The organism is Cystobacter fuscus, assembly GCF_044360685.1.
Classification (GTDB): Bacteria; Myxococcota; Myxococcia; order Myxococcales; family Myxococcaceae; genus Cystobacter; species Cystobacter fuscus_C.
The window spans coordinates 5,686,989-5,703,838 of sequence record NZ_CP043491.1 but is presented as its reverse complement, the minus strand read 5'-3'; the positions used below and the strand labels follow the sequence as shown (position 1 = coordinate 5,703,838).

Annotated in this window: 11 protein-coding genes; 5 read left to right on the top strand and 6 right to left on the bottom strand. The window is 67.8% G+C overall.

The annotated features are described in order from the left end of the window. Positions 1-4: 4 nt before the first annotated feature. Both F0U63_RS23375 and F0U63_RS23370 read right to left on the bottom strand, forming a co-directional pair. Positions 5-2,170: a malate synthase G gene (locus tag F0U63_RS23375; protein WP_395848124.1), complete on the bottom strand. Its 2,166-nt coding sequence runs from the start codon at positions 2,168-2,170 to the stop codon at positions 5-7. 107 nt (positions 2,171-2,277) lie between these two features. Beyond that, positions 2,278-2,448, bottom strand: a complete 171-nt coding sequence (locus tag F0U63_RS23370) for a hypothetical protein (RefSeq protein ID WP_395848411.1) — start codon at positions 2,446-2,448, stop codon at positions 2,278-2,280. A 102-nt stretch (positions 2,449-2,550) separates the two neighbouring features. Between F0U63_RS23370 and F0U63_RS23365 the strand changes: the two genes are divergently transcribed. Further along, positions 2,551-4,671, top strand: coding sequence for a prolyl oligopeptidase family protein (locus F0U63_RS23365; protein WP_395848123.1), 2,121 nt, complete (start codon positions 2,551-2,553; stop codon positions 4,669-4,671). Between the two features lie 20 nt (positions 4,672-4,691). On the opposite strand, the gene F0U63_RS23360 is transcribed toward F0U63_RS23365, so the two are convergent. After that, a complete protein-coding gene (locus tag F0U63_RS23360) occupies positions 4,692-5,792 on the bottom strand; it encodes a citrate synthase (RefSeq protein WP_395848122.1) in 1,101 nt (366 codons plus the stop codon). Positions 5,793-5,886: 94 nt separating this feature from the next. Then, on the bottom strand, positions 5,887-8,175 hold the full coding sequence (locus tag F0U63_RS23355) for a xanthine dehydrogenase family protein molybdopterin-binding subunit (protein WP_395848121.1): 2,289 nt from the start codon (positions 8,173-8,175) through the stop codon (positions 5,887-5,889). A gap of 190 nt (positions 8,176-8,365) precedes the next feature. Between F0U63_RS23355 and F0U63_RS23350 the strand changes: the two genes are divergently transcribed. Continuing rightward, the gene (locus F0U63_RS23350) at positions 8,366-9,619 is read left to right on the top strand and encodes a hypothetical protein (protein ID WP_395848120.1); all 1,254 of its coding nucleotides are present in this window, start codon (positions 8,366-8,368) and stop codon (positions 9,617-9,619) included. Between the two features lie 84 nt (positions 9,620-9,703). On the opposite strand, the gene F0U63_RS23345 is transcribed toward F0U63_RS23350, so the two are convergent. Beyond that, positions 9,704-11,848, bottom strand: a complete 2,145-nt coding sequence (locus tag F0U63_RS23345) for a DUF4082 domain-containing protein (RefSeq protein WP_395848119.1) — start codon at positions 11,846-11,848, stop codon at positions 9,704-9,706. Between the two features lie 321 nt (positions 11,849-12,169). Here F0U63_RS23345 and F0U63_RS23340 point away from each other — a divergent pair, with 321 nt between their 5' ends. After that, the gene (locus F0U63_RS23340) at positions 12,170-12,796 is read left to right on the top strand and encodes a DUF1294 domain-containing protein (protein WP_395848118.1); all 627 of its coding nucleotides are present in this window, start codon (positions 12,170-12,172) and stop codon (positions 12,794-12,796) included. Between the two features lie 192 nt (positions 12,797-12,988). Further along, positions 12,989-14,248: a cytochrome P450 gene (locus tag F0U63_RS23335; RefSeq protein WP_395848117.1), complete on the top strand. Its 1,260-nt coding sequence runs from the start codon at positions 12,989-12,991 to the stop codon at positions 14,246-14,248. A gap of 73 nt (positions 14,249-14,321) precedes the next feature. On the opposite strand, the gene F0U63_RS23330 is transcribed toward F0U63_RS23335, so the two are convergent. Continuing rightward, positions 14,322-15,452 (bottom strand): hypothetical protein, encoded by a 1,131-nt coding sequence (locus F0U63_RS23330; protein WP_395848116.1) that lies wholly within the window; start codon positions 15,450-15,452, stop codon positions 14,322-14,324. A 138-nt stretch (positions 15,453-15,590) separates the two neighbouring features. On the opposite strand from F0U63_RS23330, the gene F0U63_RS23325 reads away from it, so the two are divergent. Continuing rightward, a complete protein-coding gene (locus tag F0U63_RS23325) occupies positions 15,591-16,643 on the top strand; it encodes a hypothetical protein (RefSeq protein WP_395848115.1) in 1,053 nt (350 codons plus the stop codon). Positions 16,644-16,850 lie beyond the last annotated feature (207 nt).

Sequence of the window (16,850 nt, the reverse complement as noted above, 5' to 3'; positions counted from 1 at the left end):
GGCCCTACCGCCGGGAAGCCTTCGCCTCGCGGCGCCGGGCGTGGAGGATCCACTCGGTGTAGCCGTTGGGCTGCTCGCGGCCCTTGAAGATGAGCTCCCTCGCGGCCTGGAAGGCCACGCCGTCGAACCCCGGCCCCAGGGGCCGGTAGCCCGGGTCCCCCGCGTTCTGCCGATCCACCACCACGGCCATCCGCTCGAGGCCCTCGCGCACCTGGGCCTCCGTCACCACGCCGTGCCGCAGCCAGTTGGCCACGTGCTGGCTGGAGATGCGCAGCGTGGCGCGATCCTCCATCAGCCCCACGTCGTGGATGTCCGGCACCTTGGAGCAGCCCACGCCCTGATCAATCCAGCGCACCACGTAGCCCAGAATCCCCTGGAGGTTGTTGTCCAGCTCCTGGCGGATCTCCTCGGGCGTCCACTTCGCCTCGGGGGCCAGGGGGAGCGTGAGCAGCGCGGACAGGGGCGTGGGCGCGCGCTGTCGCAGGGCCTCCTGCCGGGCGGCCACGTCCACCTCGTGGTAGTGCAGCGCGTGCAGGGTGGCCGCCGTGGGCGACGGCACCCAGGCGGTGTTGGCGCCGGCCTGGGGGTGGCCCACCTTCTGCGCCAGCATGTCGGCCATCTTGTCCGGGGCGGCCCACATGCCCTTGCCGATCTGCGCGCGGCCCTTGAGCCCACAGGCGAGCCCCACGTCCACGTTGCGATCCTCGTAGGCCTTGATCCACGCCGTGGATTTGATCTCGTTCTTGCGCACCACGGGGCCCGCCTCCATGGAGGTGTGGATCTCATCGCCCGTGCGATCCAGGAAGCCGGTGTTGATGAACACCACCCGGTCGCGCGCCGCGTGGATGCACGCGGCGAGGTTGGCGCTCGTACGGCGCTCCTCGTCCATGATGCCAATCTTCAGCGTGTGGGCGGGCAGGCCCAGCAGCCGCTCGACGCGCGAGAACAAATCGTCGGCGAAGGCGACCTCCTCGGGGCCGTGCATCTTGGGCCGCACCGTGTAGACCGAGCCCGTGCGGCTGTTGCGCCGGGCGTTGGGGCCGCGCAGATCATGCACCGCGATGAGCGAGGTGACGACGGCATCCAGGATGTTCTCGGGAATGGGCGCGCCGTCCTTGTCCAGCACGGCGTCGGTGTAGATGTGCAGGCCCACGTTGCGCACGAGCATCAGGCTGCGGCCGTGCAGGGTGAGCTCTCCCCCACCCGGCTTCGTGTAGACGCGATCGGCGGCCATGCGGCGCTCCACCTTCTTGCCGCCCTTGTCGAAGTGCGCCGAGAGCGTGCCCTTCATCAGCCCGAGCCAGTTGCGGTAGAGCACCAGCTTGTCCTCGGCGTCCACCGCGGACACGCTGTCCTCGCCGTCCATGATGGCGGTGAGCGCGGACTCCACGAGCACGTCCGCCACGCCCGCCTTGTCCGTGCGGCCGATGGGGTGGTCGCGGTTGATGGACAGCTCCACGTGCAGGCCGTGGTTGACGAACAGGAGCGCCGAGGGGCGCGACGGCTCGCCGCGCAGGCCGGCGAACTTCGCGGGCTGGGCGAGGCCCGTGCGCTGGCCCTCCGCGAGGGTGGCCACCACGGCGCCCCCCTCCACGGCATAGGACGTCACGTCGCGGTGCGAGCCCCGGGCCAGGGGGAAGGCCTGGTCGAGGAAGGCGCGGGCGCGGGCGATGACGCGCTCGCCGCGCACGGGGTTGTAGGGCCCCGAGCGCGTGGCGCCGTTGTCCTCGGGGAGGACGTCGGTGCCATAGAAGGCGTCATAGAGGCTGCCCCAGCGGGCGTTGGCGGCGTTGAGGGCGTAGCGCGCGTTGGTCACCGGCACGACGAGCTGCGGGCCGGCCACCCGGGCGATCTCCTCGTCCACGTTCGCGGTGCCCACGCTGAAGGGCGGAGGCTCGGGCCGCAGGTAGCCAATCTCCTCCAGGAAGGCCAGGTAGGCCTTGGGGTCGAACGGCCGGGGGTGGGCGCGGTGCCAGTCGTCGATGGCCTTCTGCAGGGCGTCCCGGCGCTGGAGCAGGGAGCGGTTGACGGGGGCCAACGCGTGCACGAGGGCGTCCAGTCCGGAGCCGAACGCCTCGGCGTCCACGCCGGTGCCGGGCAGGGCCTCCTGCATGAGGAAGGCATGGAGCCGGGAATCCACCTGCAAGCCGCCCACTCGAATGCGCTGCATCTATCCATCCCCTTTGGCTGAATGGCCGCGCTCGTGACGCGGTGCCTCCTCCTTGGCAGATGGGTCCGGGCTTGTCGACGGGCGAAGGCGGGCTGCCGTGCGGGACGTCACAGAGCGACGGCTCGGAGACGACCCGTGGGCCCGGGCTCGTGTCGCCACGTGAACGAACGGAGCCGCCAGGCGTCTGCGCCATGGGCGTTGCAGCTGACCTTCACCGTCACGGTGTCGGATGGCGTGCCACCCGAGGGGGAACCCGACGAACAGCCGCTGCCGGCCATGGCCTGCACGGTGATGTTCGCGGTGCGGCCGGTGATCGGTCCCCGCGCGAAGGTCATGGATTAGGCTCCTTCGCGAACCTGTCGCGGACAACGGAGATGGGGATGTCATTACACAAGCAGGGAACGAAGTTCCTCGGGGTCTGGTCGCTCGTCGTTCTCGGGGGGTGTTCCCACCTCTCCGCGAAGACCCTGCCCCCGGCGGCCTCAACGACCGCGGAGGATCCCTACCTCTGGCTGGAGGAGATCTCCTCGGAGAAATCCCTCTCGGCCGTACGAGCCTGGAACCAGCGGACCGAGAGCGCGCTCGAGGCCCGGCCCTTGTATCCAGAGTTCACGAAGGAGGTGTCCGCCATCGTGCTGGCGAAGGATCGAATCCCTATCATCCAGCTTCAAGAGGGCCTGGCCTACAACTTCTGGCAAGACGAGAAGTCCAAGCGGGGCCTCTGGCGCCGGACGTCGTTGGCGGAGTACCAGAAGGAGACTCCGGCATGGGAGCTCTTGCTGGATGTGGATGAACTCGCGAAGAAGGAGAACGAGAACTGGGTCTGGCATGGAGCCAACTGCCTGCCCGCCCCCGCGACCCGGTGTCTGGTGAGTCTGTCCCGGGGAGGCTCGGACGCGGCGGTGGTGCGTGAGTTCGACCTGGCCACCCGGGATTTCGTGCCCCAGGGGTTCCTCGTTCCCGAGGCGAAGAGCGCGGTGGACTGGTACGACGAGAATCACCTGCTCATCGGCACCGATTGGGGAGCGGACACCCTGACGACCTCCGGCTATCCACGCCAGGTGCGGCTGTGGACGCGCGGCCAGGACCTGAGTCAGGCGAAGCTGCTGATGGAGACCGACAAGCAGGACATGAAAATCCTCGGCTACTCGGTCTTCTCTCCCGAGGGCACGAAGCGCTTCGTGTATCGCGAGAAGAGCTTCTTCTCGGGGGAACTCCACGCGCTCGAGCCGGGAGACGAGCCGCGGCTCACGAAGCTCCCCCTGCCCGAGGACTTCCAGACCCAGACATCCTTCGACCACTGGCTGCTGGGCAGCACGCTCAAGGACTGGACGGTGAATGGAAAGACATACAAGGCGGGCAGCCTGCTGCGCGTGGACCTCGACCACATGAACGAGCCCCCCACCCTGCTCTTCGAGCCCACCACGCGCCAGGCGCTCGGCCGAGTCATCCGGACGAAGTTCAGGATCCTGGTGACGATCCAGGACAATGTGCTGACTCATCTCTATAGCCTGGACCCGAAGGCCGCGCAGTGGAAGCTGACGCCGGCCCGCACTCCCAGGGATGGCGTCCTCAGCACCCAAGCCACACCCTTCATGGAGGAGAGCCTGGTGACGGTGAACACCTTCCTCCAGCCCAGCACGCTCCTGCTGCTCGAGGACGTGGGGGCCGAGCCCGTGCCCATCAAGCGCGCTCCGGAGCGCTTCCGCGCCAACGGGCTCGTCTCCGAGCAGCTGGAGGCGACCAGCACGGACGGAACGAAGATCCCCTACTTCGTCGTCCACAAGAAAGACATGCCCCTGGATGGCTCCAACCCGACCGTACTCTACGGCTACGGCGGGTTCATGTCCTCCCAACAGCCGTCCTACCTGGGCGTCACCGGGAAGACGTGGCTGGAGCGGGGAGGTGTCTTTGTCATCGCGAACATCCGCGGGGGCGGCGAGTTCGGTCCCGAGTGGCACCGGGCGGCCCTGAGAGAGAACCGGCAGCAGTCCTTCGATGACTTCGCCTCGGTGGCTCGCGATCTGATCGCGCGCAAGATGACCTCGCCGCGGCATCTGGGCATCCAGGGCGGGAGCAACGGCGGACTCCTGGTCGGCACGACCTTCACCCAGCACCCTGAGCTGTTCAACGCCGTGGTGTGCCAGGTCCCCTTGCTGGACATGATGCGCTACCACCGCCTGCTCGCGGGCGCGAGCTGGATGGAGGAGTATGGCAATCCGGATGACCCCAAGCTGAGGCCGAGCATCCGCGCCTACTCGCCCTACCAGAACCTGAAGAAAGGTGTGAAGTACCCCGAGGTGTTCTTCACGACATCGACGAAGGACGACCGGGTCCATCCCGGACATGCGCGCAAGATGGCCGCGCGCATGGAGGAGCAGGGCCACCCGTTCTTCTATTACGAGAACATCGAGGGTGGGCACGGCGGCGTGGCCAACCTCGAGCAACGCATCAAGATGAGCTCGCTGATCTGGACGTACTTCGATCTCCAGCTGCGCTGACTCTGGACCAGGAGAGCAACTCAGCCCGGCATCGGCCCCACGTAGCGGGAAGCGGGGCGGATGAGCCGACCGGTGGCCCGCTGCTCGGCGACATGGCCCAGCCACCCGGCGACCCGGCCGCAGGCGAACGCGGCCGAGAACAGCGAGCGATCCAGCCCCACCGCATCGAGCAACACCGCCGTGTAGAACTCCACGTTCGCGCGCAGCGGCCGGTCCGGGTAGCGCTGGCGCAGCAGCTCGTCCGCCGCGCGCTCCACCGCGCGTGCCAGCGCGAGCCGCTCCGTCTTCAAGCCCCCCTGCTCGAGCCGCTCGAGCGCGCGCTCCAACACCGCCGCGCGAGGGTCCCTCACCCGGTAGATGCGGTGGCCCATGCCCATGATGCGGCGCCCGGCCCGCAGCTCCGACTCGAGCCACGCAGCGGCCCGCTGCGGAGCGCCAATGGCGTCCAACATGTCCAGCACCGGCCCGGGTGCGCCTCCGTGGAGGGGTCCCTTCAACGCCCCGATGGCCCCCACCACCGCCGACACCGCATCCGAGCCCGTCGAGGCAATCACCCGCGCGGTGAACGTGGAGGCATTCAGCCCATGGTCGGACACGGTGACCAGGTAGGCCTCGAGTCCGGCCGCCCGCCCGGGCTGGAACTCGCCCGTCACCATGCGCAGCAGATCCGCCGCGTGCGAGAGCGAAGGATCCGGCCGCACCGGGGGCAGGCCGCGTCCGCGCCGCGCCCAGGCGCCGGCGAACACCGCCAGCGCGCCCGTCAGCTGGACGAACGAGTCCAGCTCCTCGCCCGGGTGCACCGGAACGTGGGCCGCCGCGGCCCGGAGCGCGTCCATCGCGTCCCTCGCCTCCAGCGCATCCCCTACCCGCTCGAGCAACCCGAAGGCGCGCACCCGAGCCTCGCCCAGGGCCGCCTGGAGCGACGCGGGCAAGGCCCCCTTCGCGTACGGGGCCCAGAGCCTCGCGCACACCTCCTCGAAGGAAATCGCTCCGGCGAGTGACTCCACGTCCCCGCCGGCAATGACCAACCGCCCCCGCTCGCCGTCCACCTCGCTCAACCGGGTCTCGGCCACCACCACTCCCTCGAGACCCGCCTGCACCGCAGCCTGCGTCGCGTCCATGTTCGTGACCTCCGCGGCAAGCTTTAATTTCCGCCCTCCAGGCTCGAAACTCGATTCGACAATCGACATGTCTGGGGCCCGGGAGCGCGCGGACTCAGCTCGTGCGCAGGTCGAGGGGCAGGTCGCGCAGCCTGCGGCCGGTGGCGTTGTAGACGGCGTTGGCGATGGCGGCGGCGACGCCCGTGATGCCAATCTCTCCCACCGACTTGATGCCGAGCGGGGCCGTGGACGGGTCCGGCTCGCCCACGAACAGGATCTCGATCTCCGGCACATCCGCCTGCACGGGGACGAGGTACTCGCCCAGGTCCCCATTCACCACGAGCGCCGTGCGCGGGTCGACGTGCCCCGCCTCGGTGAGCGCCATGCCGAGCCCCATCGTCATGCCTCCGAGCAACTGGCTGCGCGCCGCCTGGGGGTTGAGGATCCGCCCGCAGTCGAATGCCCCGACCATGCGGCGCACGCGCACGGTGCCCAGCTCCTCGTCGACGGCGACCTCGACGAACTGCGCTCCCCAGCTATAGCAGGAGCTGTCGCCCGCGGTCTGGGTCCGCACCGCCGCCATGGTGGTGAAGGCCTTGGGGCCGCTGAGCCGGCTGATGAGCGTGGGATGGGTGCGGTGGGTGGCATCGAGCTGCTCCTGGCCCGTGCCCGAAACGAGGGCCGCGAAGTCCACGCCCACCGCCGGGTCCGCACCCAGCACCACCCTCCCCTCCCGGACGGAGAGTTCCTCCCGGCTCCGGCGGTGGAGCGGGGAGGCCGGCTGCCGGCGCGCCAGATCGAACAACCGGTCGCGCAGCGTGCTCGCGGCGCCATGGACGGCGAGCCCGAGCGAGGAGGACAGCATGGAGCCTCCGGCGAAGGCCGAGCGCGGATGCCGGGTGTCGCCCAGCCGCACGTCGATGCGCGAGGGGGGCAGGCCGAGCACCTCGGCGGCGATGAGCGCGAGGGCGGTGTACGTGCCCTGGCCGATGTCGACGCCCCGGCTCTCGACGTACACGCCGCCGTCGCGGGAGATGCCCACCCGTGCCTCCGAGGGAGCGTGCCGGGTGGGATAGGCGGCGGTCGCCATGCCGAGCCCCACCCACTCGTGGCCCTCGCGCCGACTCCGGGGCTCGAGCGCGCGGCGGGACCAGCCGATGGCCTCGGCCCCCGCGGCATAGGCTTCCTTCAGTCTGCGCGACGACCAGGGCTTGCCGGAGTGCGGGTCGGAGTCGGCGTGGTTGAGCAGGCGCAGCTGGAGCGGATCGATCCGGGCCTGAGCCGCCAGCTCATCCATCGCCGATTCGATGGCGAAGCTGCCCGGGGCCTCGCCCGGGGCGCGCATCCAGCCGGGCACGGGGATGTCGAGCGTGACGAGGGAGTTCTCGGCCCGGTAGTTCGCCACGGCATAGGCCGACTCGGACGCACGCGAGCCCTGCTCGGCGTAATTCGAGTCCCGGTCCGACTCGTTCGTCGTCTCGTGGATGAGGGCCGAGAGCCTGCCCGTGGCCTCCGCGCCCAGGCGCAGCCGCTGGCGGGTGGCGGGCCGGTTGCCCACCGAATGGAACACCTGGGAGCGGGAGAGGACGAGCTTCACCGGCCGGCGCACCACGCGCGCCGCCATGGCCGCGATCCCCGCATGCGGGTAGAGGCTGAGCCGGCTGCCGAAGCCGCCGCCCACGAAGGAGGAGAGCACCCGGACGTGCTCCCGCTTCAAGTCGAACCAGACGGCGAGCACGTCCTGCGCCCCATCCACCCACTGGGAGCCCTCGCGCACCGTGAGGTGCTCCGCGTCGTCCCACCAGGCGAGCGTCGCGTGGGGCTCCATGGCGGCGTGGAACTCACGGGGCGTGGTGTAGACGGCGTCGAGGGTGAGCGGCGCGGAGGCGAGCGCGGCGTCGGGATCGCCTCGGTGCGAGTCCCCGCTCAACACCTTGGAGAAAAGCCCCAGGCTGGCGACGCGCCGGGCCTCCCCGGCATCGAGCGTGGCGGCGGGAGGTGTCTCGCGGTAGGTCACCCGCACCCGCGAGGCCGCGTGGCGGGCGACCTCGAGGCTCTCGGCGATGACGGCGGCGACGTGCTGGCCCCGGTAGCGCACCTGATCGTCTTGAAGCGGCGGGCGCCGGCTGCCGGAGGCGCCCAGGGGAAAGACGGCGGCCTTGCACAGGCGAGGCGCGTTCAGGTGGGTGAGCACGTCGAGGACGCCGGGCATCGAGCGCGCCTCGGTGGTGTCGAGGGTGGCGATGGTCCCGTGGGCGATCGTCGCGCCCACCAGCACGGTATAGGCGAGGTTCTGGGGCACGGCATCCGCGGTGTAGTCGGCGCGGCCCGTCACCTTGGCGACGCCCTCGAGGCGTGTCGTCGGAGGTCCATTGCTCGGAGGCGCCACGGGCGGGGTCTTCATGAGATCTCCAGGAGGAGTACAACGCCGGAGGACTCTACCAGACGAGGGAGCACCGCCCCTGACATGTCGAAGAACCCCGCCCTCCATTAAGATTTGACAGATGAAGCGGCGCGGCTCTATCTAGCCGCGCATCCCGTCGAGGCAGGGGGGGACCCGCCTCCGAGACCGGATGAGCAAGGAAAGAATAGACATGCGAAGAAAGCTCCTGGCGTTTCTCTGTGCCTCGATGGCCGTCCTGGGTTGTGGTTCGGAGCAGCCGTCTTCCCAAGTGCCGCGTGTCCCGTTGGCGCCTCCCGAGGGGATGAAGACGCTCTCCACGAGTGCCGCGCTCGTGTCGCCCCTGGCCGCCAACAATCACGATGCGAGTCAGGCCATTGCCATCAATCTGGAAACCGTCTACGGCGACCATCTCACCGCCGTGGGACAGGAGGATTGGTATTACGTCTATACGCCCTCCGCCGGGAAGCTCACGGCCCTCATGGTGCCCCCGAACGACGCGACCATTGATTATGACTTGAGCGTGTTCAGTCTGAATGCGTCCACGGGGTACCTGGAGAACCAGCTCGATTCCATGTACGGGCCGGGCTCGACCGAGCAGCTCAGCCTGTCGGCCAGCCAGGGAGGCTACTACTTCATCCGCGTCACCTCCTACGCGGGCTCGTCGGCGACCGCCCCGTTCTACCTGCTGGCGACGTTCTCGCCCAACCCGGACCCGGCCGAGCCCGATGACAACGTGACCCAGGCCCGGGCCGTCTCGGGCTCGCCCACGATCCAGCAGACGATCGACAACGTTTATGACCAGGACTGGGTCTCCTACCAGGTCACCTCCCAGACGAACCTGCGCGTGAAACTGGACGGGCAGACCGCGGGGAGCACCTTCTTCCTGGACATCTTCAATTCCAACCTGGGCAGCGTGGGTCGCGGTTCGCAAGGAAGCACGTACGTCCTCTCCCTGGCGCCCGGCACGTACTACTTCCGGATCGCATCCTCCAGTGGGACGGGAAGCTATACGCTGTCACTGTCTCCCGTGGTGACCCAGATCGGGACCCTGTCCTACATCCAGCCCTGCTGGGCCGATGACGCCCATCCCGTGAATTACGGATATGGAACGCGTTTCCGGGCGAAGGAGGGGTGTGAGCTGATCGTGACCGGGCAGGCCTTCGACAGCAACCATCAGGTGGCCAGCTCCGCCCATGTCACCGTCGTGTTCCAGACGGAGGGAATCACGAACATCAGCCGGAAGGACGTCGTCACGGATGTCTTTGGCTACTTCACGGCCTCCGTGTTCGTGCCGAATGGCTATGGCCTGCACTATTACGACAACTGGGTGAGCGGCCACTACTGGGACTGGGGTTACGTGAGCGTCTATTCGACCGATACCGCGGCCCTCGTGGGATCGGACTCCATCTACGCGTTCTCCTACCAGCTGTATCAGCCTCACTGAGGCTCCTCGAGGTGCGAGGCCCACGCACCCGAAGGAGCCGCCCCGCGACGCGGACCGTTGCGCCGCGGGGCCCGCGTCACCTGCTCAGTCCGGGATGCGGTACGAGTGGTGTGTGTACTCGGCCGCGAAGGAGTCGGTGAACCTGCCGCCGGAGTAGGAAATGGAGCGGTTCTCGCCCAGCACTTCGACGGTCCCGCTCGCGGGGAGCTCCGCCGGGAGGGTGAAGGTGTAGGTCCCGCTGGTGAACTGCCGCTTCTGCATGGCGAAGACGTAGGCCGCGCCATCACGGTACTTGAGCATCGTGCTCAGGCTCGGATTGAACTGCCACACATAGGACTGGGTGTTGAGCACCCGGGCCAGCGCGGTCACCTCGGCGTTGATCTTCTTCACGCGCTCGCGCGTCGCCTGGTACTCCGCCCGCGAGTCGTTGAGGACGTCGGTGGAGAATGGGTTCGCGGTGGAGTCGGAGAAGACGTGTGAGAAGTACCCGAGCATGCGCGCCTCGTGGATGAGCGTCGACCACACCGCCCCCTCCACCTGGTTGGCGGTGATGACACTGCCCTGGGCCTGTCCGCCCAGCTCCACGATGACGCCCAGCGGGATGCGCGGCTCGCCATTGTTGCCGGCGCCCGACGCGCTCCGCAGGTTCGTCATCAGGATTTCACCGTAGTTGGCGGCCCGGCGCACCTCGTTCGCGGGAATGTCGAACCAGTTGGGCGCCTCGCCGCCAATGTTGCCATCCGTGTAGAAGTAGATGTCGCCGGTGACCATGCCGAACCGCCAGTTCGCCCTCGGGTCCGGGCCATCCGCGCCGTTGATGCCAATCTCCCGCTGCTCGTCCGACCACCACATCAGCGCGCCCTTGCCCACGTTCGCGTAGATGAAGGCGTTCGGGTTGTTCAGCTCCTGGTACAGCGCGTTGTAGATGGTGAAGCCACAGCGGCGCGGGTCGTCCGGAATGCACACGTCATAGGTGGCCACATTGCCGGTCCATGGATCCCACCCGGGCCCGGCCCACATATCCGTCTCGTCGTAGAAGGTCGTTCCCACCGCCTCACCGCCCAGTCCCGAGCCGGCGAGGTTCCAGATGCCATGCTGGCGCATCCATCCCGCGGACGAGTCGTTGCCGGCATAGGTCTCCAGGAAGGTATTGATGCCGTGCGCCTTGTCGGTGGCGATGCGCCGCTCTTCGTCCGTGTACGCGCCCCAGTAGCCGATGGGAAAGAAGTCCTCGGACAGCCAGGGCGTGCCCGCCATGGCCGGGAAGCGTGCGTAGAAGGCGGGCCCGCCCTCCCAGGGAACACGGGGCAGGTTCAACCCATCCGGTGGCTGTTGCGCGGACGTGGTGGCCGAGGCCGTGTTGGAGGCGGCGCTGAGATTGCCAGCGGCGTCCCGGGCCTTCACCGTGTAGTGGTAGAGCGTGGAAGCCGCGAGGCCCAGGTCCCTGTAGCCGCGCGTCGTGCCAGGCACCGAGGCGACCTCCTCGCCCTCACGGAAGATGAGATAGGCCGTCACCCCCACATCGTCCGTGGCCGCGCCCCAGGTGAGCTGGATGCTCCCCGGAGCGGAGGCGGTGGCGACGAGCGAACCCGGAGCGGAGGGCGCGCTCGTGTCGGGGGTGGAGAGGAAGAGCACGTCCACGAAGTAATGGGTGTTCCCATAGCTCTGCGTGGGGAAGCCGCCGCTTCCATAGACATAGACGCCATTCTGACCATCCACCCCGGACGCCAGCGCGCTGAGGGGGCCATTCGTCGTGCCCTGCCCGGCGAAGTAGCCGCCCGTCGCGGAGTAACGGCCGCGCGGAGCGAGGTAGGAGGCGACATAGGTGGTATGGGCCGCGATGCTCACGGGCGAGGCGAAGCGCACTGTCTGCCACCCGGTCGCGGTCTCCTGGGTGAACGTCGCGGAGGCGAGCCGCTGCCCGGCGCGGTTCCAGAGGCTCCCGACATGCGTGCCCGCGTTGGCCGCGCTACCCTTGTAGAAGCGGATGCCGGTGACGGCGCCGGGGACGCTGGAGCGGAACTTCACGCCCAGCTCGACGGAAGCCGTGTCCGAATCCTCGAGCGTGCCAGGCGACGCGCTCGTGCCGAAAATACTGATTTCGCTCGCGAGGCCACTCGGGGTGGACCTGGGTTCGTGGACAGCGGGCGTGCCCTGGGTGCAGCCCACGAGGAGGCCTAGCGACAGGAACAGACACAAACGCGACGCGGAATGGTGAAACCGGCTCATCTCTCTTCCTCTGCAACTCGGTTGTGATGTGGGGTCTCCGGAGGGCACACGGAAAAGGCGTGTCATCCGGAGGGTGAAGGCCCTCTTCACGGCATGTGCTAACCATGACACAAGCCGCTCACAATGGAAAACCAGATTATCTCATCAAAACAGAAAAAGCCGTGAGGAGCGCGTCTCGTGCGCCGGTCGCTGAGCCTGCCCTGCGGCGCCGCCTCATAACTCCGCGGGGATTGCCGCACGCGGACGGCGATTGGCGTGGTGAGCTACCTGACGGCATGTTAACTTCTGGAGCGTATCCGAACGCACTCCAAGTGAGAGATCATGAAGAACCCAGGGGTGATCAGCCGCTGGAATGACGACAAGGGTTTCGGCTTCATCCAGCCCACGGCGGGTGGAGACGAAGTCTTCCTGCACATCTCCGCGTTTCGCGGCGACCGGCGTCCGCGGACCGGAGATCAGGTGAGCTTCATCGTGGGCAAGGACACTCAGGGCCGCTTGCGTGCCGAGCAGGCTCACCTGGACAGCCTGACCATCGACGAGCCGAGCGTCCGCCACGAGCCGCGGAGGGAAGGCCAGGCCGTGCGGAATCCGAGGGTGAAGTTCGCGATCTTCCTGGCTCTCTGCACGCTACCGATCCTCGGCAGCCTCCGACTGTGGGTCGCCGGGCTCTCTGTCTGGCCATTGTTGATCTACCCCGTGGCGAGCCTGCTGACCTTCGCTCTCTATTGGGACGACAAACGGAGCGCCACGCGTGGCTCCTGGCGGACGTCGGAGTCGATGCTGCACTTGTTTGAGCTGCTGGGCGGTTGGCCGGGAGCCCTGATCGCCCAACAGAAGTTCCGTCACAAGACCCGGAAGGTCTCGTTTCAGGTGCCGTTCTGGCTCATCGTGCTGGCGCATCAGGCGTTCTGGGTGCTGGTGGCCATCTCGCTGTGGGGTGGCAGGTAGCGAAGCCCTGGAGGCAGCAGCACCCGTGGTGCCGCCTGCTGGAGACGACGACGAGCGTGGAATCCATCGCCAGCCAGGTCGGCTCCTCGGGCGTCACCTCGTGAATGTGGCCCTGGCGCGAATCGGGCTCCTCGCGCATAACTACCCCCCCCAAACCGCCCCGAGCAGGGGCCACGGACAGGTGGGTTCCACATGGTGGAGGCAGTGCGCGTCAACCTTCAGCGCGAGTTCGAGTCCCCGGAGGCGCGGGCCAATCCCATCCCCGTCTACGCGAAGCTGCGCAAGCTGGGGCTGGTCCTCCGCTCGCCTGCCCTCTACGGCGAGAGCTTCGTCCTCCCCCGGTACGAGGAGGTCGTCAGCGTCCTCAAGGATCCACGCTTCGCCAACGATCGTCGCAACGTCCCCGGCGGCACGTCCCTGGACCGTTGGTGGGTGCCGGCCATCCTGCGGATGCTCGTCTCCAGCATGGTGCTCAAGGATCCGCCGGATCACCGCCGCCTGCGCAACCTCGTCCAGAAGGCGTTCACCCCCCTGATGGTCGACAAGATGAACGGGCGGGTGGAGCAGATCACCGAGGAGCTGCTGGACGCCGCCGCCCGGAAGCCGGTCGTGGACCTCATGGAGGAGTTCGCGCTGCCCCTGCCGCTGACCGTCATCTCGGAGATGCTCGGCGTCCCCGAACCCGACCGCCTCAGCTTCCGCAAGCTGATCACCAAGGTCCTGGATCCCGCGGCGATGAGCCCCCTGGCGTTCATCCGCAACTACCCCTACATGCTCCAGCTCAACCGGTTCCTGCGCAGGCTGGTGAAGCTGCGCCGCGACCAGCCGGGGGATGATCTGGTGACGGCGCTGGTGCAGGCCGAGGAGGGCGGGGACCGGCTCGGCGAGGACGAGCTCATCTCCATGGTCTTCCTCCTGCTCTTCGCCGGGCACGAGACGACGGTGAATCTCATCGGCAACGGGATGCTGGCGCTGGTGCAGAACCCCGGCCAGCTCCAGAAGCTGCGCGAGCAGCCCGACCTCATCGACAGCACGATCGAGGAGCTGCTGCGCTTCACCAACCCGGTGGGGCAGGTGGCGCCGCGCTTCGCCAAGGAGGATGTGGAGATCGCGGGCGTGCGGATTCCCCAGAGCAGCACGGTCACCCTGCTCATCGCCTCGGCGAACCTGGACGAGGCGGCGTTCCCGAACGCGGACACGCTGGACATCACCCGCACCCCGAACCGCCACGTGTCCTTCGGGTACGGGATCCACTACTGCCTGGGCGCTCCGCTGGCCCGGCTGGAGGCCCGGGTCGCCATCCCCGCGCTGCTGCGGCGCTTCCCGCGCCTCGACCTGGCGGTGCCGGCGGAGAAGCTGCGCTGGCGTCCCAACATCGGCCTGCGCGGCCTGGAGGCACTGCCCCTCTCCGTATCGCCGGCCGGCTCGGCGGCGGAACGGTCCGCCGCGTAGAAACGGATCAGGCCCAGCGCGCGCCGAGCAGCGTCGCGCTGGGTGGTGGTGCCGTCGCCGAGCCGTCGCGGCCCTACTTCGCGACCTTCCAGACCTGGCTGGAGTTGCGCCAGTAGACGCCCTCTCCATCCACCGCGATGACTTCGGGAATGCTCGCCGGGGGGGACGAAACGGTGGCCAGCACCTGGGAGCCGCCGCCGTTCTTGCACGTCGCCGTCAGGGCCGTGCCATTGAACCAGTAGTAGCGCTCCGCATCGACGGTGATGGACAGATGGGTCGCGGTGCTCGCGAGCTTGGTGACGGCACCACTGCTCTTGGACGCCTTGTAGATGCCACCCTTGCGGTCGGCGAAGTAGAGGTCCGTGTCGTCCAGGGTGAGCGACACGATGCTGCCCGGCAGGGTGATGAACCGCGCGGGCGTCGCCTGGCCCTGCTTCGGGGCCTTCCACACGATGGACTCGTCCTTCGCCACATCGTCGGCCACGATGTACAGGTGGGTGTTGTCCGCGCGCACGCTCCGGCCCGCCGTGTTCGGGATCGGCGCGGTGGCCTGGGTCCAGGTTCCTCCCGTGAGCGGCGTCGACCAGACGGTGTCGTCAAAGAGATTCAACGCGTAGAGATTCGTCGCGTCCACGGCGGCGATGGTGAGGGAGCGGGAGCCGTCGATGCCCGGCACCGGGGTGATGCTTCCGTCGGGCTTGAGCTCATTCAGGTGGCCGAGCCCCGAGTTGTCCGGGTATCTGACGACGGCGTAGGCCGAGCTTCCGTTCGACAGGAACGTGGGCGGGCGCAGGAGATTCTGGGCGAGCAGGACGCGCGAGCCGCCCTGCTTGGAGACCCGGCCGAAGTAGCTGTAGCTGGCCTCGTACGTGATCGCTCCGGCGAAGTACACGTCCTTGCCCACGGGAAGGATGGGCTTGTCGAGACCGCTGGCTTGCGCGAGTTGCACCGGCGTGCAGCTTCCACCGCACAGCGGCGTGCAGCTCGAAGCGGAGTTCGTCGCCAGCTCCAGCCGGTCCTCGCCGCGCGCCGTCGTCGGAATGTCCGAGGTCTCCCCTCCCTCGCTCCCCGCTCCGCATCCGAGCAGACCGGCCGCGAGGAAAAGCGCCGAGACAGAATGAGACAGCCCGCGCGCCGCGAGGGCCTTCGTGCGGAAGCTCCTGAATCCATCCTCATACTTCTTCGTGGCCATGTTTGCGGTCATATCATCTCCTGTTATTACTTGATTTACGGCTATAACCTATTATCTGGCTCCAAGGCTGTCAAGACGATGTTTTGAGGAAAATCAATGACGCAATGTTATTCAGATTGCCTTTCAACGCAGCCAACTTCCCGGTGATCCATGATCCTCATTCGCTCCCCCCTTCTCTCCTGCCTCGTCGTGCTCGGCCTCGTAGCGGCTTGCGGCGATCATTCCACGCCCGTGACGTGCAACGGCGTGGGCATCGAACTGTGCGGCGACTCCTGTGTGAGTACCGTGAGCGACCCGAAGCACTGCGGTGGTTGTGACAAGGCGTGTGCGACCGGCGAGGCTTGTGAGAGCGGCATTTGTGTCGCGACCTGTCAGATCGACGGCAAGCAGGTCACCGCCGGGGAGGTGAATGCGACGAATCCGTGCGAACAGTGCTCGCCGACAATGTCCGCGACCGCGTGGACGCAACGCGCTGACGGGACGTCGTGCAACGCGGGACAGGTCTGCTCGGCCGGCATGTGCACCCCGAAGTGCTTCATCGACGGCGTGTTCTACCCCTCGGGTGCGCCAAACCCGGGGAACGCCTGCGAGACGTGCGTGCCGGAGACGTCGACCACGCGGTGGACGGCTCGGGCGAGCGTTCCGCTACTGGTTGGCGGCAACGACATCGCGGCGCAAGGCTGGACGACAATCTCGCTGACGCAGAACACGCTCACGTACGGCACGGACTACGTTCGCCTCGCGACGTCGACGAGCAGCGGTGCGCGAACGAGCGAGCAGCTGCTCATCATGCGGGCGAACGCGCTCGACAGCACGAAGCCGTTCACCCTCCGCGTGACGATGCAGGTCGAGTCGGTGAACACCCACAACCAGCTCGACAGCGGCGCGGCCATCCTGGGGAGCTTCACGCCCCAGGTCGGACAAGCCGTGGATCGCGCGCAGATGATCTACCTCGACAGCGCGGCGATCGGCTGGGCGGACGACACGCAGTCCGCGGCGTTCCCGGTGACTGACGGCGCGTATCATGTCTACGAACTCTCGGTGGACGCGGCGAAGGTGGCAACGGTGAGCGTCGACGGCGTCGCGAAGCTCAAGCGGAACAACTTCGCGGCGAACGGCACCATCGCCCTCGGCGACCAGACGAACGACCCGAATGTCGACGGAGCCATGCGGATCAAGTCTGTCGAGCGGCTCTGCCCCTAGCTCGAGGTCGTCAACCCACACCGCTCCCGTGCATGGGGCCGACAGTCCCTGGCGGCCCCCTCCACACGCTTTACGGTGCGGAAAGAATGCCGAGGCGGAAGGGGCGCGGGAGGAAGGCCTTCCCGGAACGACGCGACGCGGCATCCCGCAGCTGAACCCACCGTTGCGCTTCACTGGACAAGTCCGGAAGTCATTTAAATAACTGCC